The organism is Nonomuraea sp. NPDC050451, assembly GCF_044458585.1.
Window position 1 is genome coordinate 205,022 of record NZ_JBITHZ010000011.1, and the last position, 23,578, is coordinate 228,599.

At 55.9% G+C, this 23,578-nt stretch carries 19 protein-coding genes and 1 tRNA gene; 7 read left to right on the forward strand and 13 right to left on the reverse strand.

What is annotated here, in order from left to right; translation table 11 throughout:
- Positions 1 to 299 precede the first annotated feature (299 nt).
- The 11 genes from ACIBI9_RS31320 to ACIBI9_RS31370 form a co-directional block, all read right to left on the reverse strand.
- On the reverse strand, positions 300 to 707 hold the full coding sequence (locus tag ACIBI9_RS31320; protein WP_397227064.1) for a hypothetical protein: 408 nt from the start codon (positions 705 to 707) through the stop codon (positions 300 to 302).
- The gene (locus ACIBI9_RS31325) at positions 708 to 1,415 is read right to left on the reverse strand and encodes a hypothetical protein (protein ID WP_397227066.1); all 708 of its coding nucleotides are present in this window, start codon (positions 1,413 to 1,415) and stop codon (positions 708 to 710) included.
- Positions 1,416 to 1,432: 17 nt separating this feature from the next.
- On the reverse strand, positions 1,433 to 1,840 hold the full coding sequence (locus ACIBI9_RS31330; RefSeq protein WP_397227068.1) for a hypothetical protein: 408 nt from the start codon (positions 1,838 to 1,840) through the stop codon (positions 1,433 to 1,435).
- 880 nt (positions 1,841 to 2,720) lie between these two features.
- Entirely contained in the window at positions 2,721 to 3,146 is a 426-nt protein-coding gene (locus ACIBI9_RS31335) for a hypothetical protein (RefSeq protein WP_397227070.1), read from the reverse strand.
- A gap of 405 nt (positions 3,147 to 3,551) precedes the next feature.
- The gene (locus tag ACIBI9_RS31340; protein WP_397227072.1) at positions 3,552 to 5,096 is read right to left on the reverse strand and encodes a phage major capsid protein; all 1,545 of its coding nucleotides are present in this window, start codon (positions 5,094 to 5,096) and stop codon (positions 3,552 to 3,554) included.
- The gene (locus tag ACIBI9_RS31345; protein ID WP_397227074.1) at positions 5,097 to 5,723 is read right to left on the reverse strand and encodes an HK97 family phage prohead protease; all 627 of its coding nucleotides are present in this window, start codon (positions 5,721 to 5,723) and stop codon (positions 5,097 to 5,099) included.
- Positions 5,720 to 7,090: a phage portal protein gene (locus ACIBI9_RS31350; RefSeq protein ID WP_397227076.1), complete on the reverse strand. Its 1,371-nt coding sequence runs from the start codon at positions 7,088 to 7,090 to the stop codon at positions 5,720 to 5,722. The genes ACIBI9_RS31345 and ACIBI9_RS31350 overlap by 4 nt, the downstream gene beginning before the upstream one ends.
- A 200-nt stretch (positions 7,091 to 7,290) precedes the next feature.
- The gene (locus ACIBI9_RS31355) at positions 7,291 to 8,952 is read right to left on the reverse strand and encodes a terminase TerL endonuclease subunit (protein WP_397227078.1); all 1,662 of its coding nucleotides are present in this window, start codon (positions 8,950 to 8,952) and stop codon (positions 7,291 to 7,293) included.
- Positions 8,888 to 9,412, reverse strand: coding sequence for a hypothetical protein (locus tag ACIBI9_RS31360; protein WP_397227080.1), 525 nt, complete (start codon positions 9,410 to 9,412; stop codon positions 8,888 to 8,890). The genes ACIBI9_RS31355 and ACIBI9_RS31360 overlap by 65 nt, the downstream gene beginning before the upstream one ends.
- A 2,043-nt stretch (positions 9,413 to 11,455) precedes the next feature.
- Entirely contained in the window at positions 11,456 to 11,899 is a 444-nt protein-coding gene (locus ACIBI9_RS31365; protein ID WP_397227082.1) for a hypothetical protein, read from the reverse strand.
- A 6-nt stretch (positions 11,900 to 11,905) separates the two neighbouring features.
- Positions 11,906 to 12,235: an HNH endonuclease gene (locus ACIBI9_RS31370; protein WP_397227084.1), complete on the reverse strand. Its 330-nt coding sequence runs from the start codon at positions 12,233 to 12,235 to the stop codon at positions 11,906 to 11,908.
- A 1,079-nt stretch (positions 12,236 to 13,314) separates the two neighbouring features.
- Between ACIBI9_RS31370 and ACIBI9_RS31375 the strand changes: the two genes are divergently transcribed.
- The 3 genes from ACIBI9_RS31375 (at position 13,315) to ACIBI9_RS31385 (ending at position 14,224) form a co-directional block, all read left to right on the forward strand.
- Positions 13,315 to 13,551 carry a hypothetical protein gene (locus tag ACIBI9_RS31375; RefSeq protein ID WP_397227086.1) on the forward strand — a complete coding sequence of 79 codons (237 nt, stop codon included), beginning with the start codon at positions 13,315 to 13,317 and terminating at the stop codon, positions 13,549 to 13,551.
- Positions 13,552 to 13,633: 82 nt separating this feature from the next.
- On the forward strand, positions 13,634 to 13,894 hold the full coding sequence (locus ACIBI9_RS31380) for a hypothetical protein (protein WP_397227089.1): 261 nt from the start codon (positions 13,634 to 13,636) through the stop codon (positions 13,892 to 13,894).
- Positions 13,895 to 13,996: 102 nt separating this feature from the next.
- Positions 13,997 to 14,224: a hypothetical protein gene (locus tag ACIBI9_RS31385; RefSeq protein ID WP_397227091.1), complete on the forward strand. Its 228-nt coding sequence runs from the start codon at positions 13,997 to 13,999 to the stop codon at positions 14,222 to 14,224.
- An 841-nt stretch (positions 14,225 to 15,065) separates the two neighbouring features.
- Here the strand turns inward: ACIBI9_RS31385 and ACIBI9_RS31390 are convergent.
- Positions 15,066 to 17,237, reverse strand: a complete 2,172-nt coding sequence (locus tag ACIBI9_RS31390) for a bifunctional DNA primase/polymerase (RefSeq protein WP_397227093.1) — start codon at positions 17,235 to 17,237, stop codon at positions 15,066 to 15,068.
- Positions 17,238 to 17,356: 119 nt separating this feature from the next.
- Here ACIBI9_RS31390 and ACIBI9_RS31395 point away from each other — a divergent pair, with 119 nt between their 5' ends.
- The 3 genes from ACIBI9_RS31395 to ACIBI9_RS31405 all read left to right on the forward strand — a co-directional run bounded on the left by ACIBI9_RS31395 (position 17,357) and on the right by ACIBI9_RS31405 (position 21,133).
- Positions 17,357 to 17,620: an HNH endonuclease gene (locus ACIBI9_RS31395; protein WP_397227325.1), complete on the forward strand. Its 264-nt coding sequence runs from the start codon at positions 17,357 to 17,359 to the stop codon at positions 17,618 to 17,620.
- Positions 17,621 to 18,535: 915 nt separating this feature from the next.
- Positions 18,536 to 18,600 (forward strand) — tRNA-OTHER (locus tag ACIBI9_RS31400).
- 1,306 nt (positions 18,601 to 19,906) lie between these two features.
- Positions 19,907 to 21,133: a tyrosine-type recombinase/integrase gene (locus ACIBI9_RS31405; RefSeq protein ID WP_397227095.1), complete on the forward strand. Its 1,227-nt coding sequence runs from the start codon at positions 19,907 to 19,909 to the stop codon at positions 21,131 to 21,133.
- Positions 21,134 to 21,327: 194 nt separating this feature from the next.
- Here ACIBI9_RS31405 and ACIBI9_RS31410 read toward each other — a convergent pair whose 3' ends face one another.
- Complete coding sequence (locus ACIBI9_RS31410; RefSeq protein ID WP_397227097.1) at positions 21,328 to 22,767, reverse strand: hypothetical protein; 1,440 nt, start codon at positions 22,765 to 22,767, stop codon at positions 21,328 to 21,330.
- A 152-nt stretch (positions 22,768 to 22,919) separates the two neighbouring features.
- Here ACIBI9_RS31410 and ACIBI9_RS31415 point away from each other — a divergent pair, with 152 nt between their 5' ends.
- Positions 22,920 to 23,576 (forward strand): response regulator transcription factor, encoded by a 657-nt coding sequence (locus ACIBI9_RS31415; RefSeq protein WP_397227099.1) that lies wholly within the window; start codon positions 22,920 to 22,922, stop codon positions 23,574 to 23,576.
- Positions 23,577 to 23,578: the final 2 nt, after the last annotated feature.

Genomic DNA, 23,578 nt, shown 5'->3' on the forward strand with positions numbered 1-23,578 from the left:
GCTATCCGCGTATACGGGGTGGCGATAGGTGCCGATTTCCCCGCCATGCTCGTATGGTCGCGCATGAGGCGAAATCTTGGCGCTCGTCTCAATGCGGATACCGGTGAACCGTGCAGTGAAACCCGTGGCCAACTTCGTAGACCCTGGAATACGGCTTGACCAACCAGCAGCGGTCCGAATCTTCCGAAGAGTAGGCGTAGCGATTTTCCGCATGCCCCTACGGAGTTCGCTACGGGTTTCCTTGCTTACCTTCGCTAGGTCAAAGGCGAGTTTCTTAAGCCCCCCCGTAGGCGCTGCCATTAGGTGGTGTTTCTCGCCAGGGCTGCACTACCAGGCCAGGTAACAGAGGTCTTAGCCAGGTCACCCACAGAACCGTCAAGAGGGGTGAGTTGCGAGATAAGCAAGCTGCCGGCGTACTCGGGGTTCGTCGCACTAATCGCTGCCGTCGTAGCGCGAATGGTGAAGGGCACTACAGTGCCGAAGATTCCCCAGAGGGTGACGTCAACAGCGGAAGCCGCAAAGTCGCTGTTGAACTCCACATCTAGGCTGTAGTCCTTCAGACCACCTAGCCGGCTACGCCAGAGGTCACCCATAGCCGTGTCCTCAAGTTCCTCAACCTCCACATTCAGAGTCATGGAGGTCACGAACTGTGAGAGGTTCACAGCGTTGACAGTTAATCGTCCATCAAGGAAGGCAAAGGAAGCCATCTAAACCCCTACTCCAATAGCACACGCAATGCTGAACGTGCCAGTAATTGCAGACACGCGAACTCGGAACCAGTCGTCAGTGATTGGTCCTGCAATCCGCTGGATCGTTCCACCAACAGCCGTGATGGGTCCGTGGGTCAGTCGAGTCGTGGCACTGGCAAAGGTGTTTGCGTCGTCACTCTCAACAAGAGCCGTAATCGTCGTACCTGCCGTGAACACGTGGAACGACGAATACAGAGCAAAACCAGAGGGGATACCGCCAATGATGCGGAAAGACGTTCCTGTTGCTCCCGTAGCGGAGACATTGGCACGCGTCTTCAGAAAGGTGCCTCTAGCAGCGCCTTGTCCATGCGAGCCCTTCATGCTCAGGCTGAAGGGGGTTAGCTCTCCGATGGATCCGAAAGCATCGTAGCCAAACTTCTCACCGCGCCAGACATACGCTGTGTCGCCTTCCACCCCCGTAGGGCTCATGGACACGACTTCATCGGCTAGCCCTAGCCTGGTGAACGCCTCACTATCCAGCGAGGGGGAACCAGCCTGCCAGTAGCCGGCTAGCTCAGCTTCGACGTCCTTAAGACCAGCAACCCGAGTGCGCCATCCCCCACTACCAAAGGTGGTGTTATCTAACTCTTCAGCACCTAGGTTCAGACTGATTTGGTTCATGTCAGTCGTGAAGTTGTAACCCGCTACGTACGTGGTTACGTCCAACAGCGGAAAGCTAGCCATTAGACAGTCCCCCTTGTGTAAACAACCAGATCCAACCGGGCGCCTAGCTGTTCAATCGCTTGTCCCTGGCCTTCACCGTTGTAGCGCTTCCCGTAGTCGTACATACGGCTAATGTGGGCGTTCACATCGCCCTCCAGCCCCAGAGTCTTGTTATTCCAGATGCACTCTCTGATGGACTTGGAACCACTACCGGAGAGATAGGGGTCTAAGTTGTCCTGTGCAACCTCTAAGTGGTTGTACGCCACCAGCACGAGCAACGTGAAATCAATCTGGTCTGTGCCTCTACCAAACGCCACATCAAAGTCAGCCGTGACCGGTTGGACAATGACAGCGGGAAGCACTAGCGCGTTCTCGGGAATATTCCGGTAGCACTTGATACCTGGAATGCCTGTCTGAATGGTGTTCATGACGGCAGTGCGAATCGTCTTAATGTCTGCCATCAGATAACGCCGATCTCAGAACGCACGAACGGGGCTAGGAGTCTGACCACCTCAGGATCCTCAATGCGTTGCAGGCGTACAGGCCCGTACTCGGAGAATCCCGCAACGCCATAAGGCGAATCCTTGCGAAGTACGAGAAGGTTCGCCTTCATGAGGCATGCCTGGTGGATCTGGTCGGGAACAGCCGTCCATCCGAACGTCCCTGTGATCCGTAACGTTCGACGAAACGAGTTCACAGGGAACGAACGTCCTAGCGCATGGATCCGGTAGAACGCACTTGGGGTTTCCTGGTTGTACGGACTCAGTTCATAGTCAGACGTTGCCCATGTAGTAGAGAACGACCCATCTCCGATGTCGTCAGTCTTCACAGTTAGCGGCGTATCAAGCGTGACGTCTTGAATCCAAACAACGTCGGAGTCTCGAACCCTGAAGTCCCGAGTAGTCGGACTAGCGTCCTTCCAAAACTTCCGGTTACCGCAATGCCTGTCAATCATTCGGGACGCGGTATTAATCGCACCCTCTAACACGTTGGTGGAGAGGATCGTACTCCCATCCCCCATCCACGCTCTCAGTTCAGTTTCAGTGCAGTAGCCATTAACAACGGGCATACAACCCTCCCCTCACTAACGGTTCCTGGGGGAACGCTTCTGCTGACGGTTGGGGGTGGAAGGCATCTCGCGTTCGGCCGGCTTACTCTCGGGGACCAGCTCTAGGACCCCTTCAGAGTCCCGATTCATCCACTCCGCCGTCTCAGGGTCGAGTTCTACAATCTCCCCTGGAGTCCATGGCCCGTAATGCTTGCCGTCTCTCTCCGAGTAATAGACGTGGTGCACACGATAGTTCGCCACTAGATCCCCTCAATACTGAGGATGACCCAAACCGTTACACTCAGATCTGGGTTCGCGCCTGCTGCGAAAGAACCGTCAGTCGTAATCTCGGCGCCAATCTCAGCACCAGCAGCGAACGTAGCCGTAATGCGCTTGACCAGCTTTCGACCAGACGCCACACCGTTAGCAGCAGAGAGCGTGAGAGCCGTTCTCTCAGTGCCACCGACCGTAGGGCCAATGGTGAGAGAGCCGGCAGTCTTGTTAGCACTCAGCAAGTAGGAGACAGCTACGATCTCGCCGGCAAACGGCATAATCGCGCCTACCGCGTTACCGGTGAAGGCCGGCAGTTGGACGTCGGTCTGAGAAACGGCTACGTCGTTCAGGCCAAAGGTGATCGGGACTAACTGACCCTTAGCAATGATTCGCTCAATACGAGTGGTGAGCATAAGAAACCTCCAAAAGAGGGGTCGCTCTGTCCTCCCCTCAAAAAGACAGAGCGACCCCTAGAAACTAAGGCTTAGCGTGGACAATTACGCTAAAGTCAAAACTCGGACTGGTTCCGCTAATCACCCATGAGACCCGCAACAAGTCTGAGAAACTAAACGCGGAATCGTTCAGATAGGTACGTCGCGCTACGCCAATGCCACTAATGGCCATGCTTTGCCCGATGCTTGTCCAAGTGCTACCGCCATCTAGCGACACTTCAATAGCGACAGTTAAAGATGGGGATGTGCCATTAACGCTAGATACTTGCGTCTGGACGTGCAACGGCAAATCAGGAGACCAACCATTGAACGATTGCGACCCTGAAACCGTGCGCGTCCCCGCTGGAACAACCGTTACAACAGACATTACGGCGCCAACGAAGCGTTGTAGAGAACAGCAGCCCACTCAATGCCGGAAGCAGCACCGGTAGGAGTGAAGCGGCCAAAGCCATTACGCAGGCTGTAGACGATGCGAGTCTGGTCAGTAGCGGGGAGACGTTCGGTCTCAACCATGACTCGCCGACGCCAACCGAGAACGGCACCCCGACGGTTGAACACCACAGTCTGACCAAGAGTGTTGTTCGCGCCAGTGTTGGAAACCTTGCCGTCAGCTTCCGTCTTAGGAACGGCAATGCTCGAAATCAGAGGGTGCCGACCAGCGATACGCGCCAACTCGCCATTAAGCACCGTGGCGCCAGGACCGTACTTGTCAACGGTCAGCACTTCATCAAGGGCACTAATCTTGTCGCTGGACTCAGGGTCACAGACGTAAACCAAATCCTCCGGATTGACGGGGTGGCCCCAATCCATGAGGTTAGTGTAGTCCAGCATCTTAGCCTTGATGTTCAGGAAGTGATCGTAAGTGTAAGCCGTACCACCAACGTCCTGAGCATTAGCGGTGTTGTCCACCAGGGCCGCGTGACGAATGCCATCGTAAGCGAGGTAATGCTTAGTGTCTGCCGGGTCGGCATCGTCAAGGTTAATGTTGCCCGTGGCAGCATTGGTGTTGTCACCGTTCAGAACCAGCGAATCCAGGTAGTGAGCGAGGCTGTTAGCAGCCTGCATACGCAGGAACGGAACGAACGGGATAATGCTGTCTTCCTCCATCTCACCAGACCACATCTGATGAATGACGAACTTCTTAGCGTCCACCTGAACTCTGTTGCTACCCGTCTTCACAGTCGGGTAGTTGGAAGAGTTATTCAGAGTGGACTCAGCGACGAACAGCAGCTCAGGAAGACTAGCCTCAACCGGCAGGTAAGCCGTAGGGTCCGTCATCTCAAAGGTATTGATAAGAGGCGCCACACGGCCTAGCCGGCGAGGTGCCTCCCAGAGGTCATGCACGTACTGTGCGCCAATGAGTTGCTGCCCAAAACCGCTTTCGGCAGTGTCCATAGCACGAATAGCGTTAGCGTAGGCTTCCGTCAGTTCGTACTTGCCGGCCTTAACTAACTTGCGGTCAGCGCCATGGAAGGCAGAGAAGGGAATGCGCGGGAAGACATCATCAATCGCCTTACGGTCCATCTCGCGTACCTGGTCCATCGGAACGAACCGAGCATCAGAGATAGCCTCAAAGGTCCGAGTCAGCTCCTCAGACGGACCCCCATGGACACCCCCACCGCGCCTAGGAAGGCCACGCAGAGACGTCTGAAGGTCATACAGCCATTCAACGTCAGAGACGCTCAGACCCCAACGGGCGTACTTCGTACCCACAAGTTGGCCGGCAGGCTCATCCTGGGCAAACCGAATCTTACGAACAACCTCAGGGTCACTCAGAACGCTCGTGAGGTTAGTCCGGATCAGCTCATTCAGCTTGGCATCCGAGATGCGCTCGGTAACGTCATCGCTGATGCCGTCAAGACGCGCCTTGATGTTCTCGGCTAACTGCTCAAGAGTGATAGTGTCACTCATTTAGTTTTCCCCTCCAAACTTAAGCGACGCCATCACTCGTTGGGCGTCCACTCCGGTAACCTGCACTCGCTTGTCAATCTCAGCAAAGTACCGTTGGAACTCTTCTTTAAAGCCCTTGGCAATCTGCTCTTGGATGTACTGACGTAGGTTTTCGTCATGCAACGAGCGACCACTTTCGACGGTGGCTCTCTCATCCATGGGAACGGGGACAACGGACGTCTCGAACAGTTCCCACTTAGTCGCGACACCGCCGTTCCACATGTTCTGTCCTGGCTTTTCCCAACCTCGAACATCAAAACCGATGGACACGGCATTGAGGAAGCCAGAGCGAATCTTGCGCTCTACAGTCCGCGCGAAATCGTCTTCCTGGTCAAAGCTGATATCCATCATGAGGGCATCGCCTTCCACCCCCACATTGTCAGCACGACCAATGGGAAGGTTCTGACGTCCCCACGAGTTATGACCGAACAGGATGACAGGGTTAGCACGGAACCTATCGAGTTCTGCACCCTGCATCCTGAGATCAATGCCGTCTCTCTTCACACCCTCCGTGGCTGCAACAAAACGGATTGGGCCATCCTTGGCACTCCCCCGTTCCACGTGGCCACGGATGTAACCACGATTCATCGCGGCATCCTTCCGTTTAGTTCCAGTGCTTTAAAGAGGGTTCGTGTATCGTCTTCCGATACCTCAGGGGGAGTCGGATCGTCCGTCTCGCCCTTCTTAGTCTCAGGGTCCGTGTCGTCTGCCGGCTGTGAGGTGGAAGGCGGTTCAGACTCGGCATTGCTGACCGCGAACTTGTTCACAGGCGCCCACCAGACATCACCCCATGGAACGGGCGGTTCACCGTTGCGAGCGCGAATCTCGTTAATGGTGTACCGGCCTACGTCGATGGCCTGGCGTTCTCGCATCCACGATTCGCTCTTGGCTTCCTGGAGAGGTTCAACCTCTGTGAAGTCGTAGGCGCAATGGTCAACAGTGCCAGGAAACAGCGGTAGGAATTGCTCCTCTATCTCTTCTGCCTTAAGTTCGGCGTCAGGCTTGAGGGCATTAGTCCAGAGGATGGATTGATACTCTCGCGAGTTAGTGAGCGTCGCAGAGTCCATGTCGTTGAGGAGCGCAACCGGAATGCCGTAGGCGTTGGCAATCTGCTTCAGGGTCATCTGAAGGCCACCTAAGAATTCAGCATCCTTAGGACTGACGTTCAAGCCTTGAAGTTGTGCCTCATACCGCAGGATCAGCCACTTGTGCGCCTTATCGACCCCCGTAGCACGGCGCTCTAGTGCCATCTCTACGTCAGTAGCTTGTTCCTCAGTAAACGTCACCTTGTCGGTTGGGGTGATGATGCCACCCAACCTAAGCCCGTTGACAAACATGTTCTTGTTGGACTTCATCATGGCTGACGCGCTCTCGGCAGCTAACCGGGCAGCAACCACTGGAGAGATAGCCGTGAACTCATCTAGCGGGTTCGGGTAGCGGAACCAGACAATCTCATTTGGCTCAAACCTGATGGGCTGTGAACCTGCAACAGGCTCATAGAGGTAATGCTTGATGTAGTTCTCAGCATCAAGTACGGGACGAACCCTAGGCGCCTTCATCCACCAGATCTCAGAAGGCTTTCCGTTCTTGCGCTCAATGGCCCAATAGGTCTCGCCCCATAGGCACATGGACAACTCATCCATACGGGCTAAGCGCTTGGGAGTCCAGAACGGGTTAACGTAATTGAGTAGCTTACCTGCCGGCGAGTTCTCCGCAATCTGCTTACTCTGACCTCTACCTCTGTACAGCTTGAGGTTGAGAGAGGACAGTAGACGCGCTCTCAGCATCGCAGCAGAGAAGATCTCATTGCTGGTGGCTAAGAAGTCGCCATACTCCTCAGGGCTGTGAACACCCTCGTGTCCGAAGTAATCGCCGAATCCAAAGTTTGGAAGGCCGGCTACACCAGGCGCGAAACTTCGTTCCTTGTACGCCCGGATCTTATCCAGGATGCCCACTTACCCCCCTTTCGCAGACTTAAAGCCCACAACTAACGCGACCCATAAGAACGTCAGAATCCGCCAGAGCACTACGAACGACTTGCCGACTACCCAACCGATGGCGTAGAAGATGGCGGCAAACCAGAGTTGCACTGTCTTGAGGAATTCAATCTTTCTGGACTCCTCTAGGACGCCTTCCACCCTCTGAGTCATAGTCGTCATGCGTACAACTTCCCGTGAATAGGTGTGAATGGTCCGATATCCATTGCATGGAGTACCCACACACCCATGCACAGAGCAACTGCCCCGTCAATGTGACCCTTGCTCTTTGACTTCCTTAAAGTGAAGCCCCCGCGCTCTTGCTCTGCTCTACAGGCGCCTTGAATGTGGGACCACAGATCAGGGTTGCCGTCATGAACTATTGACTTACTCAGAATCTTGTCGAAAGCGAGTCCACATGCTGGCGCCATACGTTGCGGATTCTGGTCGTACTCAATGACCGGAATGCCTTCCTCTTCTAAGAGGTTGGCTTGCACTTCAAAGTAGCGGGGATCGTAGACAACACCCTTGAAACCAAGCCCCGTTGCCTGACTCTTGATATAACGCCACACGTCGCTGTGTGGGATGCGACCCCCGTAGTCCTTAGCTCGCCAGAACTTAGGCGTGACGCCTGTACGCCCATCCTCAAGTTGTTCGACGATAAGCACGGCAACGCTGTCATGCTTGAGCGCCATGTCTACAGCAATAACGAACGGATTCTCATTGCTGCGAATCCATTCACCCTGACAACGAGACCACGCTTGAGGATGGTCCTTCATCCACGAGTCTTCAGCGACGTCAACCCAACGGTTAGCGAAGTACCTAATCCACTCGTGATGTTCCATTGTTGGATCGTGCCAGGCATTCACTCTGTCCCGAACGTTCCAGATGATTCCAGCGCCTTTAGAAGCAGCCTTTACCGCTATCTCGCGATGCTGAGGGTTCTCATAGTCGAGTCCTTCAGGCGCTTCGTAGATGTCCGCTAAGAACTTGGGATCAATGGTGGGGTCATGAAGGACACGCTTAGCGTGCATATACATGGCACCCAACATCGTGGTGTGTCTGTCGAACCCCGCAGTAGAGATGTTGATGACTCGACCAGGGCCGCGTGACCTACCGCTACCGTCATTGAGCTTGATGTTCCGCTTCTTAGTGGACTTGCTAATGACGGTATGCCGGCGAGCCTTAGTGTCGCCTAACGCTCCCCACTCGTGGATCTCATCGCAGGCAAAGAGTGAGGGCAAGCCGCCCTCGTTGGTTCCTGCAACAGCAGCCGTACGAAATACCCGTCCTGGTCTGCCGTCAGCAAACGAGATCTCAGCGTCTCGAACGTTGAACTGTCCATAGAGCGGAGATTGAGGGACGGCAGCGTCTTTGGTACCTCCACACATGACGGACACTGCCTTGAAAAGCAAGTCCGCTTGCTCCCAGCTTGCCGCCGCAACAGGGATGTTAGGCGACTCAGGGGCGATACCAGCAGGGCCGGCAAACTCAAGCGTGATGATCGCAGCGAAGAACTGAGTCTTTCCGTCACCAGTAGCAGCCAATCTCAGTGCACGGTCATAGTGCCAGTAACCACAGTTCGGACAGTACTCATACCAGCGGTAGAGGAAGTTGAGTTGGTCCTCTCGGAGGACCATCAACTGTCCGTAGTAGTCGCCTTCACCTAGGACTACGTTGTCCTCTATCCAATTAGCTGCGACATCGCCCATGGTTGGCCAGAGATACCCGCCTTCCACCCCCGGCATCCAGTCGCAGTTAAGACAGGCTGTTGCCTTACGTCTCAACTCTTCCAACGATATGGGAGACGCGGGGATCGGTTCTAACGCGTTGCTGGTCATTGCTAGGTTGCACCTTTCCCCCCTCATACTCGTTGTTAATGGCGTCCAAGCTTCTCGCAGCACTCGCTAGCGTCACGCCGAGATTGACTCGGTTCTTGGGACCGATGCCTAGCTGTGCTTCGCAGAGTTCCAAACTCTTCAACACCTGTTGGGCCATGGTGAAAGTGACGTTAGGGCGCATGCGCATACGCTCGTCATAGGTGACTGGCATTTCTTCATACTGCTCTACCAATTGATGATAGAAACTAACCAGCTTAATCCATCGCGTAATAAGCGACTTATCTACCGTCGCCGCAATATCACTAACCGGGTCATCCCAATAAGTGCGCCATACCTCTAACGCGTACTTATTAATTCCCGCCGGCGGATCGAAATAGCCAGTCTTTTTATGTGCGAGCGTTGTTTTCTGGTAATCGCGCCTATCAACTACATTGGCTTGTTTAGGTCTCCCTCTAGTCATGAGGGGTTTCTCCCAGAGGTTGACTACTGTTAGTTACTAAGGAAGATCGCTAAACACTCCCTCAGTTTTAGCAAGAGACCAGGGTCCTAGAGAAATTCGGACATAGCACTCATTTTTGACCCCTATGGGACATTTCTTATGCCTATCGGCACTATGCAGCATGGGGGTTCATCACTATGCGTAAGCACTACACATGGGGTATATAACAGCCCTACTAGTACACCTATATGCACCACACACTATGGGGTATGCGCTATGGGGTACTAGCCAGCACCATATATCCCTACATAAATACATAGGGGGCATGCCTGCCATCAGGCACCACCCCCTAGCATTAATCCATGAATTACCTAGAATCTAAAATCCTAGGCCAACCTAAAATCCTAGCCTGCCCTAAAATCCTGGCTTACCTAAAATTCCTAGGCTCGCCTAAAATCATTGGCCCTGTTTTTTCTCAAAGCCCATGAATCCGTGAGCCCCTGTTCTACAACAACGGCACTCTCTAGTACCAAGGAAAGTGCTGCACTAATCTCTTGTACTACCCCGAGTACTAGACGTTGCCCATTAGCCAGGGTATAGGGATTGTCAGATTCCGAGACATTCGCAATCCCGCGTTGCTTAGTTCGCGAGATCCCGAATCCGGATCCCGACTCTCCCACAGTCCCGAGTCCACGAAGCTTGGTTCTCGCAACCCCGATCCCCGCACTCGTTTCACTCGCTAGGTTGAGCGCACCGCGCTTCACTCGACTCAGCGCTAGCGCACTATTCGTTTCGCTGACGAGTCCGAGCACAACAGCGAGCCCTGATCCTAGGAGTAGGGCGTTGTCCGTCTCACTCGCTAATCCGAGATTCCGAACCTTGGCTCTCGCCACAATCCCATGAGCCGACTCGACTTCACTGACTACCTGAATCCCACGGACCTTAGCACGAGCAAGACTCAGCACCGTAGTGCTATCGACTCCAGCCCCCAGGACACGAGTCTTAGCCTCGCTGACTCCTGATGCCGAACCGGACTCCCCAACCGTGCTGAGTCCCCGAGTCTTGGTCCTGCTCAGTGTTCCGAGTCCATCGCTTTCGCTTGCCGACCCTAGCCCCGTGGACTTAGTCCGTCCCAGGGTCGGCAAGCTCTCAGCTTCACTCACAGCCCCTAGTGAACGCCTCTTGCTTCGTCCCACTGCTAGGGCGGTGTCTGTCTCGCCCCCCACCCCCAGGGTTCTAGCCTTGTGGGGTCCTACTACTGTGCTGGTCTCACTGGCCACGCTCAAGGTGCGACGTTTGATCCTCGCTAGGACCTGAGCACTAGCTGTGTCCGTCACCACGAGGAAAGTTCGTCGCTTCGTTCTGCTAGCCGTCAGTGCAGAGCTGGTGTCTGTCACAGTCCCGAGCGTGACTGATTGTCCCCCTGCATGAAGCAGTTCAATGCCGGCGAGTGTCCATGTCTGTCCTGAAGGCGCTGACAGTCCGAACGTCGTGGCGCCTGCACTCGCTACGGCTTGTCTCCAATACCATTGAGTGGTTAGTCCCTCAGAGGGTGCCGTATAGACAAAGGTCTGTGTGGAGCTACCTAAGTACGTCGTGCCCGTAGGACTGTTCCCGTTCCAGTCGGCATTGACGACGCTGATTACCGAGTTAGCTGCACTGGTAGTGAGCGATGCTGATGGAGTTCCGCCATCCCCGTTGGCAGTCTGTGTGACTGGCGTCCCTGCTAATGACGCACTCGACCATCTCTCTACACACAGGCTATGCATAGAGGCTGTAGCACTGTGCGTGGATGACACGCTCATGTTGACCGGACTACCACTGATAACCGCAGTGTAGATAGCGACCCAACAACGGTTACTCGGAGGACTGTAGACCACACGTGATGTGTAGGTCTGGCTTCCTCCGGTTGGCGCGTTCATTGTGGACCCTGTGTCCCACGTTGCCATCTTCACTATGAGGATGTCCCCATTGGATGGCGTGAACGTCGTGGTAGTTAGCGTGTTGGTGTTAGATGACGCTCCGCTATCAGCGTTGTAGCTTGTGACGAAGGTTGGCACATCACTACACCGCTTCTGCTAATCCAGCAGCGTTAATGACTGCCGTGAAGTCTGTGCCATCGGGTGTGAACGAACAGTCAAAGAGGAACAGCGGAATCAGGTCAGCGTCTGTTCCACCAGTAGTGTCAGGGTCGTAGCAGACCACTACATCACTGACCGCGTTCCCTGCCGTGCTAGTCCATGTCACATCAGCACAGTCAAGAATGCGCTTATCGCTGGTGTCGTTCACAGTGTTAGTGATGGACCCTAGCGTCTTACGTCCTAGCGTGGTCTGCTCATTCGTCGCACCCGACACCACATCGGCAAAGGTGTCCTTGTCCTTAAGCGTCGCATCCGACTCGACACCAGATGACTCAATCGGAATCATGATCAGTGCATCGTTGGTAGCCGGTAGGCCGGCGTAGTAACCCCAGATTCCTAGTGCGACGTTAAAGACAAAGTTAGCCATGTGCGCTCACTTCTTACTACTGTTGCAACCTTGGCAAAGTGGTTGGTAGTTCCAAGGGTCGTTAGTTCCGCCATCTTCTCTACTGATGATGTGGTCAGCAGTGATGTTCTCAGCGCTCCCACATCTGGCGCACTTAGCACCGATGGCTTTGTAGTGCGCGGTCATAGCCAGATGCACGCTGTCTTTGAGCTGGGCTCGTCTCCGAGTCCAGCACTCAGCGTGCATCTGGATAGGTCTCCGATGCCGGCCTTTGGTTGCCCTGGTCTGCTGACCAGGCATGATCAGCTTCTGGCAGGCACTACAGATCATGATCTTCATATGGTTTCCCCAGGTCATCCGACATAGGGGTTCAGTTGTCAAGGTCGCTCGGGTCTCGCCCTACCGCCATGTTACCCCATCGTGACCCTTTTGTGACCCATCCGTGACCACCTATTTTCCCAGGTCATACCGCCTTCCACCCCCCGAGACCTACGCTGGTCTTGGGTCTGGTGGTCAACAAGTAAGAGGGTCCAACCATCTGTCCCACTAAGCCCTAGTCTCCGTCTCAGGACTAGGGCTTAGTTCATGTCTGATGACTGCCTAACCTAGGCAGTCATTTGTTACTTGCCAGTAATGATCTATCCCTGGGGGGGGGGGTGTGTACATATTCGTGTCACAACTTCAAAACAGGCCCTGACCTGCATATATAGTTAAGACAAGATCAATATATACTGTCAATACTGACACAACAGGGTTTGTCACAACAGGGCAGTTGCGCCACGTGTCACAACACGTATCCCCAGGTCAGAGGGTGTTGTGAAGTTGGGACAGTGTTGCCACACACCCCCCATGGACCATGATCACAACTTCACTAACAGTTGATCTTGTCCCAACAGTACGAGCAGATCATGTTAGTACTAGCAAAGAATCTGAACTAACCTTAGGCCAACCTCTAGACACAGCCTAGCTCTAGTACTAGTCTTTGAACTGCAAGACGAGAACAGCAAGGGAGGGGAAAAACGATGACACTGTTTCAGGAACTCACGGCTACAAAGTCCACCGACGTATGCCGGCATTGTGAGTCCGAAGTTGTCTACGACGTAGAAACTGACCTGTACTACGCCAAAGACGACAGTTGGGAGTGCACGAACGCACCCTTCATGTTTGGTACCCTCCCTGGTCCCCACGAGGCAGAGTAGGAAAACCATGGCATACGAGGTTGGCGACAGAGTCACTGTGACGTACGAGGGACGCTCGCCATTCGATGGAGAGATTACCGATGTCAATGGAGAGTTCATTCACGTTCTAGACTCTCGCAACAAGTCTGTGTGGGTCGCAGCGTCCGAAGTTACCAAAGCGTGAGTGATAGGTCTCTGGGGGTAGACAACGGCAGTTGCCTACTCCCCATAGATCTATCAACCCCGAGAGGTAGCCACGTGAACAGAGAAGAGAAGCAAGCGCTAGCAGGATTCATCATCGGTGAGGTTGGAACTCTCTTTGAGTTCTGGTCTGAGAAAATCGTGTCCGACCCTCAGTACGAGACGCTAAAGGGCATCGATCCTCAAGAGGCAGCACAGGCGGTAGCTAACTGGCTTGGTCGCCTTCCTGGCGCTACATGGACACAACAGCTTCCCCTACCTACCTACTGCCAGACAGAGAACAACGATGCCTGAGTTCGCGGACTGATCGCTCTATGGGGGTGGATGGCGTCACAGCCGTCTATCCCCATAGATCTATCAACCAAGAGAGGTAGCAATGACGTTCACCACCAAAGCTCAGATGTCCAAGGAACTGAGGAAGGTCCTTGACGCAAGCGAGTTCTACAGCCGTTTTACCGCTCAGCACGGGGGACCTCACATCTACTACGTGACCACGAGCGGTTCCACTCTCTCCCCGGTATCGGTGTGGGTGGAGAAGTCGCGCTTCACTATCTTTGAACGGGCAGGTGGCTACGATGAGACACACCTGACTGAGATAGAAGAGGTCATAGACCATCTTAAGAAACTGAGCTGGTAGTTAGCCTCCCCTACGGGGGAGGCTTCACCTCTACAGGTGTTGGCTATGGTAGCCGGCGATTGTGCCGACTCCTTTAGTCATCCCCAAGCGAGAGGTACACAGGTGGCTAGAGAAAAAGACGTATGGATTGCTAAGCCGGGAGCTTCAATAGGTGGCTACGGTCTCAAGAACAACGGCACGGCAAGAGAGTACGTAGTTAAGATTGCTCTGGTACTGGAGAGAGACCCTAGTCGCATGGTGGTTCTCGAACTCACGCCAGACCAGGCAGAAACCATCGGTCAGAACTTCATCGAATCCGCAGAAAAGGCGAGAGCGAGGAATGGACAGTGACGTATCTAAACATACCCACTGGACCTATTCAGAAAGTTCCCCAAGACGCCATCACAGATGATGACGGCAGATTCGCAAGTCAAGACGATAGGTACAACGCACTTCAGATGTGCCTAGAAGGCATCGAACTAGGTGAAGGTGACCTAGAGACTCTACGGTGGCTCTCAACCTGGGAAACGCAGACTGTAACGGTTCTCTGTTCTCTCTTCCAACGGGTAAGAACCAAAGCAGATGAACGATAGGTAGGTCTTTGGGGATGGGCAGTCTCGGGGACTGTCCTTACCCCATGGGTCTACCAGAGGAGGGAACAATGACTTTCCGAATCAGCGTCATCTACCACCAGCCAAAGACTGTCTATGAAAGACAGGGCGAAAACTACACAGTCGCGAAACGATGGGCCATGATGGCATCTCTTGACCCTGAGGTTAAAAGGGTCAACTTCAAGTGCGAGTCCGTCACTCAACAGGTCTACGTCAACGGCAAAGGACTATGGGATCCCGCTAAGCTACATCTCGCCGGTACACCACAGTGTCCTCATGGCAACTCTCATGATTGAGATTCCCGAATCCGCAGCGCTCTACGTGAGGAGTGCTCTCTACTCGGATCTCTCTAACATGAAGCGCATGATAGAGAGTTCCAAGCAAATCTTAGGTGACGATTGCACTACCCCCGTGGTTTTGGAAGCAGCACGAGGCAGTCTCGACTACTTCACTCGCCGATACAAGGAAGCTGTAGCAGAGTTCCGAGAGCTTCCCGAGTCCATCCGTCCCGACAAAGACCTACTAGACTATGAGGTGTAAAGAAGCCCCCGACTCTCAAAGTCGGGGGCTTTCGCATGTCCTTACATCTTCAGTTCATCAGGACCAGGCATGAGATCGGCCGGCAAGACCCAAGCTTTCCGGTTCTTCTCAGCGCCTTCAATCTTCTCACTCACGATGCCTAACGACTCTGCCTTACGCATGAGGGTGCGCCAGGACACCCCGCAACGCTCGTCATTGCCATGAATTCGCTTAAGTTCTTGGATCTCCATTCTGCCCCCCACCCCCTGTAACGTCTCAATCAGCCATTCCTTAGCTGAGTCTTCATCCTTGATGCGCTTGTCCACTTGCTCATCAGTCATGACGGCAATCGTGTCCAAGTCACTGAGGTCTTTGCGCTCGCCTAAGTACGTGAACTTAGAGGTTGGCTGATCCTTCAGTTTGCCAATGCTGAGCTTGGTTTCCTCAAGTGCGAATCCTGTAGGTGCCAGACCGGTTGCCGCGTTCCTGCCGTAGGAGTTCTTTTCAACGCTCAGGATCGCTGAGACAGGATCCTCACTATCAAGGGCTTTGCGTTCTCTAATCTCGTCATCGACTTTCCGCAACACGAGCATATGGCGGACAACTTCACCCCATGCAGCACTGCCAAACAGTCGGGACATAGCGTCAAGACGCGGTCCAACTGACTGGTTCTTTTTGAAGTGCTTGATAAGGACAACCAAGATGCCCTCTTCATCAGCGAAGCGCACAACCTTCTCAAGCGTTGCCCTAATCTCACTGTAGGAGTCCCTCTCTTCATCGATCCCCAGGAAGGTATTAGCAGGATCCATCGCAATCATCTTGATGTTGTGATCCCGCACCGTCTTGCGTAGGGCTAGCATGTCTTGCTTAAACGAGGCGCGACGGTTGTACTCGTCCTCACCGTCTCGTACTTGAACCTCTACCGTGAATATCTTGGAAACGTCTGCCTTAGCGGCAATCAAACGAGGCTTAACGATGTCCTTCAATGAGTCCTCAGTGCCTGCAAGGTAGAGAGCATTCCCAATACCGCCTCTTCCCCATGCACCCCCGGTAGCCTGTGCGAGGTAGTAACAAACGAGTGTGCTTTTCCCGGTTCCTGGTTCGCCGGCAAGAATGACGACACCCCGCTTAGGCATGTGGTTCTTCTCGTACCACTCGTACGGTTCGGGCTCCATGGAGTCGAACGACACCAGGACTAGACGAGACTCCTCAGGGGGTTCGTCCTTAGCCTGATCGGGGGTGGAAGGCGTCTTGCCGGTCTTAGCTTCCGGGAAGGGCCTAACGAGGTCATGCGAGTTCACACGCTGCCATGCACTAGCAACCTTCTGCCGGATCCGTTCCTCAGTCCAACCAGCTCCATCAGGCGCCGGTACTGCACGCCAGATAGCTTTCACTGCATCCTCGTACGTCAGCGGAGACCATGGCGCCTTGACTAGTTCAAGGATCCTGCACGAAATCTTGAACGTCTCGGAGTCCCACTCTGCCGTCTCGTTTAGGTCCTCAAGCTGGTCTAGCTCACGGTCTAGTGCCTCTTGTACGTACCTATCTATACGGTGGCGTTCGTCCTTGTTCAGGCGTTGGTACTGCTCTGTAGAGCCGGCAGCAACGAACTCCCCCTCACTGTCCTCCGGAGTCAGGTAGCGCTCAATGATGTGAGGTGGGCACTCGGCTAGGTCCTCCATCCTGACAAGCATGGGGTCTGGCCACTCGTACCGGCCCTTGTTCGTGACGCTAGGAGCTGCAACAACAAAGCCCCCATCCCCTCGTACGTCCAAGCCACGGGGGAAGTTGTTCCGGTTGGTGATCTGCTTACCCGTGGGGTAGCGCAACCAGATGTGCTGCCCTCCACCCCCTGTGATCGGTGAGTAAGTAGACGGCAAGTGGCCTGCAAGTGCATCTTGGTATGACAACCACCCACCGTTTTGAGGGTCTATGTCAATGACCAGTAGTCCGTTTGCGCGTCCTGTCAAGACGCCTACGTTGGCATCAGGCCACCTCTCCCACCAACGGGCAACCTTGGTCTGTCGCTTGCTCGCTTCCTTCTGCCAATCCGCGATGCGGGGGTGTTTACCCGGTCGAGTACAGTTCGTCCCTTCATCGCACGAGCAGTGTCCCTGTGCTACGTCATGAAGCGGGAAGATCCTAAGCTCAAGAATCCTGGTGTAGTACAAGGCCGCGTTAGCCATGACGTCAGTAGTCAATCGGAGACCCCCAAGTGCCAGAAGAGAAGACATGCAAGGTTTGTAAAGAGAGCAAGTACTTGGACATGTTTCCGTCTGTGGGACAGACGTGTTCAGACTGCAAGGATGAGAAGAGAGAGGAAGCTAGGAAGAGACGCAACCACCAGTCATCAATGCGCAACCATGTGACTAGAGCGCCTAGTGCTGAGACGTTCAGTCCCGGGTACGTCTTCAATCGGGATCGATGGATCTGCGGTATCTGTCAAAACAAGATCAATAAGTTCTTGGAGTACCCGCATCCTGAGAGCGCGTCACTAGACCACATCATCCCTATCGCCAGAGATGGCCGACACACCCTTAGTAATGTCCAAGCTGCCCATCTTCGGTGCAACCTTGCCAAGGGTGCCAGGCTGAATCAAGATCAACAAGCAATATAGTCGCTGGTAGTGGACGTGGAAGCCCCTTTCTCGTTCTGTTGGTCCACGGGTACCCAAGAGGGGGTTAAGCCCGTCAGCGTGGCTCTCAGGGCCGTACAGGGGCATTCGACCCTTTCTCACGCTCCGTAACCACTCTAGAGAGACTGCATAGCTGTAGGCAGTGACGTCTGCACAGACTAGCTCTAGACAGTGGATCAGCAACTTCCTAGCTGTTATCTGACCGTTATCCATTGCCTATGGACATGCTTACCTCAAGGGGTAGTGTCAGACCCACAACAGCAGAACGGGATCCGATCTTGAAGCGGGCACGACCAGCCCCCAAGATCGGTGAACGGGGGTCATGCCTCCCTATGCGAGTGAAAAGGCACCCTGACCAGGGCGAATTGAACAGTGGATGAAGGAAACTCTTTGTTAGACCTATGACTTTGAAGCAGGTTTGACACCTAAGACTTTGGGCGTAGCGCTAAGCCTGGAGAGATAGTGCTGAAGACGAAGAAAGCTGCATACAAGACTTCAGTCTTCACTAGATGGTCTGCCGTTAGGTAAGAGGAGACAACGCGAGACTTAGCGGTTAGTTCCGACTCTCGCCATCTAGTCATTGCCCCGGACTACTTGAGTGTTCGACTAGGTGTTCTCATCTAGCCATCACTGCAAGTTCCGGGTTTCGGTGTGGCTCACAGTCATGGAACGCGCCACACCCCAAACAGCGTGAGATGAAGGACTGTGAACAGCCTCACGCGACTTTAAAGGAAGAGAGTACGACAGAGTGAGGTACCAGCTAGGCAGGCTGGTATTAAACGACAGTGCTTGATAAACAGTGCCTCACTCTGAGATGCCGGCATGGGTCGAACGGGATCGGTTATCTCGGACATCACATAATCCGGTTCCGATACCCATATCCATGTGGGCATCCTTGTTGGGATAGTTCAACGGAAAGAACACGGGGCACCGTAATGCGGGTTCGAATCCTGCTCCCAGCTCTGGCCTTCCACCCCTCTGTAACCCGGGTACGTCAACCAATACCAGGGTGGTCATCAATAAGGATGGCTGCTTACGTACGGGGTGGAAGGCATCTATCTGAAGTACTAGACAACTACCCTTGTCTACCCCCGTTGCTCACCTCCCCTTAGTGAGCTGTGGGGGTCTCATCTGTACTAGAGGGGGCACGGGGGATGTATGTAACAGAAGCGATAACGGATGTTACCGAACGTAAAGCTGAACTAGCGTCCCAACTAGCCAGTGATGGGGGTTGGGCTCTCTTCCCTGCACTCTTCAACGTTGCAGGACAACTAGTGCCAGCCCGGCTAGAGACGACTCGTCACGGTCTTGTGTGGGCGATCCTTGCATCTGATGACCCCCGTAGTAGTGTTCTTGCATACTTCAACGCAAGTCGGGCACGTAGGCGAGAAGTTGCAGTACGGCACGACGCTGCGAAGAATTTTTACGTGGGGGTCGTTCGTGCGCGTGGAATAGTGACAGAGATTAGGTCTAGTCCATGGACTACTCGTGTCGCTATCGTTCGAGCTGATGGAGGATGGAGCCGAGACGTAATAGTCGTAGACAACGGGGCTCAGGGAGGCAACACACAATAGCACCAAAGTGGCAGCACTACAGTTAGGTAGCAATGGCCATTCGCGAACAAACCTTCTTCGTGTGCGATGACCCTAAGTGCATTGGTGTGGGACCGATGACAGAAGAGCAGGCTATCGCACATGTAGAAAGGCATCTGCGCTTAAAGTCGCAAGTGGAACAAAACGAACTAGAGATGCTATGGAGCATGGAACCGGCGGAACGCCACTAATGCTCTAAGGCTTTGGGACGTTACTTCTAGGGGTACGGCGGGGATTCGGGGAGCAACTTACTAGAAGTAGCGGCCATGGACTTAGAGAAAGGAACAGTCGCTCAGATAGCGAAACCGCGATAGCTATCAACAGGTTCTAACAAAGAGGTGAAGGGCTAATCCGTATGAGCCTGAAGAGTCTGCAAAAAGAGTTCCCCTCGTGGAACATAGAGCAGACCACAGGGGGCGCATGGGTCGCGAGGCGCAAGCGTCCAATGCTTCTCACGAACACTCGTATAGATCAGGGGCTACGTGACACCCTCATAGAGGAGTCCGAATCTGATCTACGCACTCAGCTTCAAGACCAGAAAGAAAAGGATGAAGCACTAGAGTCTAATACGAAGTGACGCAATGCCCGTAGGGGCACTTCCCCCCTCAAAAAGGTGCCCCCTACGTGTAGCCCTTCACCTCTGCACGGAACCTCAACCAAGAGGTGAGGTGAGTCAATGGCGGTTGTAGTTTATGACCGTTGGCACAAGTCGCGCCCGAAACCGGACGAACCGAAGTGCAAGGAACACAAACTAGTTCCGAGTAAGGCACACGGACAAGGCGAACGCTGGCAAGTTCGCTGGGATGTCTGGATAGACGGCAAGCGGCATCAGCCTAAGCGCAACTTCAGTCACAAGGTCGGCAAGGATCCCGAGAAGCACGCTGATGCTTTCGTTATCCAGATTCAGACTGAACTGAATGCGCCTAGTGAGCCTGAGTCTCCGCAAATCATGCGTCTCAGAGACATCGGGCAAGAGTGGTTGAATTCTCGGAACATCGCTGAATCCTCAATGAGGACCCTCACGAGTCGAGTCACCAACCATATTCTCTGCGACGGGTTCGGAGATCTGGAGGCATTCGATCTTTACGAGGATCCGAACCTTATCCAACAGTGGCTCAAGGGTCTCGGAGCTAAGGGGCTAGCTCAAACAACGCAACGCGAGTTAAGAGCAAATCTCTCGTCTATTCTCAAGTTCGCGTTTCACAAAAAGGTTATTCCTGCAAACCCGGTTCCGCACAATCCGCTGATCAGTACGCCTAAGCCTGATCGCAAAACCATCGTTCCCTACACCCCCGAACAGTTGGCGGATATCAGCGCCAATCTTCGTCAGCACTATCACCCCGTAGTGAAGGCTGGTTCAGAAGCGGGGTTGCGTATCGGTGAAATCTGGGGGCTCTCCCCTGATGACATCGTAGAGGATGACCTTCACATCAGGCGCCAGGTTCGGGAGAACAACAAACATAAGGGCGGAATGGTGTTTGCCCTTCCTAAGGGCCGAAAGACTAGAACCGTTCCTCTCCCTCACTCGCTGAAGTCGTTCCTGCTAGGACTTCCGACTACAACCGTCACACTTCCATGGGACAAGGTTTCCGGTCCCCCGGTAACCGTGCGCGTTTTCATGGGTCGTAATGGGCGCCTACGAAGCTATTCGGCACTCAGCCTCGCATGGGACACAGCTCTAGCTAAGGCCGGCATCGTACGAGTCCCCTATGAGGATAAGTACCACAAGCTACGGCACACCTACGCAAGTCGTCTCCTTCGTCGGGGTGTGGACATTCGTTCTCTTGCTCTGTACCTAGGACACGACGATCCCGCGTTCACGCTCAGTCGGTACTGTCATTTCATGATCGGCACTGGTGACGACGTCCGTAGGGCGATCGATGGCGATGTGCCCGACGTGTGACCTACAACCCTGGCAACAACACGTAGTGCCAGGTCACAGAACGATCCACCGGATATTACGTAACATTCCGGCGAAGTGTCAGCATCGGAAAGGTCAGTCGGGGGGACCTGCGGAGGCGATCGCGGAGCGCGTCCATGACCGTACGGGCTCGTCACGGTGGCCCCCACCAGCACCGCGGCGGCCACCCCACCCTCTTAAGACGCGTGAGACCCGCTCGCCGTTGCCTTCGGGCGCGCAACATGATCGTAGCCATGGGGGTAACCACCCGAGCGGCTCGGCGTCAGCCGCCGCGCGGCCAGGGCGGCCGCCACGCAGGCGACGGGGATGGCGGGCAGGACGTAGCGGTGGTCGAAGTCGAGCGCGGCCACCGGCGCCACGAGCAGGAACACCGCGAATGACCACGGCAGCAGCGCCGGGCGCGGGCGCAGCACCGCGCCGACGCCGCCGGCCAGCAGCAGGACGCCGAACAGCGTGCCGTGCAGGAACCACGGGTACCGGTAGGCGGCCAGGATCGAGGCGAACGGCTCGACGGACCGCATGCCCCGGATGTCCGGGTCGTACTCCTTCCTGACCCGGTCCACGAGGGGCTGGCCGGACGGCAGCGGCCAGGAGCCCTTCTGGAAGGCCGTGGTCGGGCTCATGCGCTTCGGGTGGGCGACGGGCTCCCAGGTGAAGGCGAGCGAGGTGTCCCGGACGACCTCGCGCAGGTAGTCCAGGGGCTGCGCCGCGATGGCCCTGAGCGCGAACGCCCTGGCCAGGTCGTTGTGGGTGAACCGGTCGCCGGGCAGGCGGTTGAGCGAGGCCCCCGGAGCCCAGACGTACTCGGAGGCGGCGTCCAGGACGGTGCCGTTCGGGCAGAGCGCGGCCTGGTCCGCGGGCGGCTTGATGATCGAGCAGTCGGCGAAGGTCATGGTACGGGCCCACAGGGCGACGCCGTCCGAGCCGCTGAGCGCGAACCTGCCGTGGTGCTGGGCGTACCAGCCGGCGTAGGCGGCCAGGGGCAGCGCTCCGGCCACCACCAGGGCGAGGACCGCCCGCCACGGCGTCCGCCGCAGCAGGAGGTAGAGGGCTGCCAGGCCGAGCAGCGGCACGGTGGCGGTACGGGTCAGACCGGCCAGCGCGAGGAGCACTCCGGCCACCGCCGCCGCCCGCGTGGACACCTCACCACGCCACATGAGCACCAGCAGCGCGGCCACGATGAGGAAGATCACCTGCGTGTCCGACAGCACGGCGTGCTCCAGGCGCACGAACGCCGGGTCGAACAGCACCGGCGCCGCCGCCAGTGCCGCTCCCCAGGCGGGCAGCGACCGGCGGCGCAGCAGCAGGTAGATCATCACCCCGACGCCCAGCCCCATCGCGTGCTGCGCCCCCGCGACGAGCTCCACGCTCTGGAACGGCCGCAGCGCCCACAGGAACCACGAGTAGCCCGCCGGGTGGAACGCGCCCTGCGGACGCATGTGCACGGCCGTGTTCAGGTAGGTGAACGAGTCGTACCAATAGAGCCGCACCGTGTCGTACCCCAGCATGACCAGCACGCGCAGCGCGGCGGCGAGCGCGAGCACGCACCCGAACAGCCCGTGGGCGCGCAGGGGGCCGAGAGGTTCCGGGCGCGGCTCCACGAGCGTGGGCGCCATGGTCTTCTCCCCGAGACAGCCGGGAGGATCCCGGCTTCAGGGGGGCCAGTCCAGCGCGCCGCCTATAACCTGAACGTCACCGATTCTGGTTATGCGCGCGTTATGCCTGCCAGGCCAGACTGGCGGGCATTTAAGATCTTTTTGGGGGCACGGTGCGCGTTTTGGTCGCTGAGGACGAGCGGATGCTCGCCGACTCGATCGCCGAGGGGTTACGCGGGGAGGCACTGGCCGTCGACGTCGCCTATGACGGGGAGGCGGCGCTCGAACGGCTCGGCGTGCACGACTACGACGTGCTCATCCTCGACCGTGACCTGCCGCAGGTACACGGGGACCAGGTGTGCAGGGCCGTGGTCGAGCGCGGCTGGCTGGTGCGGGTGCTCATGCTGACCGCCGCGAGCGACGTGCGCTCGCGGGTGGCGGGGCTGTCGCTGGGGGCCGACGACTACCTGCCCAAGCCGTTCGCGTTCGAGGAGCTGGTGGCCCGGGTGCACGCGCTCGGGCGGCGGGCCAGGCGGGCCGACCCGCCTATGCTGGAGCGGGCCGGGGTGCGGCTGGACTGGGCGCACCGGCAGGTGTTCAGGGAGGGCCGGTACGTGCCGCTGGCCCGCAAGGAGTTCGGCGTGCTGGCCGAGCTGCTGCGGGCCCAGGGAGCAGTGGTCTCGGCGGAGACGTTGCTGGAGAAGGTGTGGGACGAGCACATCGACCCGTTCACGAACACGGTTCGCACCACGATGATGAAGCTGCGCAAGAAACTCGGCGAGCCGCAGGTCATCGAGACCGTGCCGGGATCGGGGTACCGCATCCCATGAGC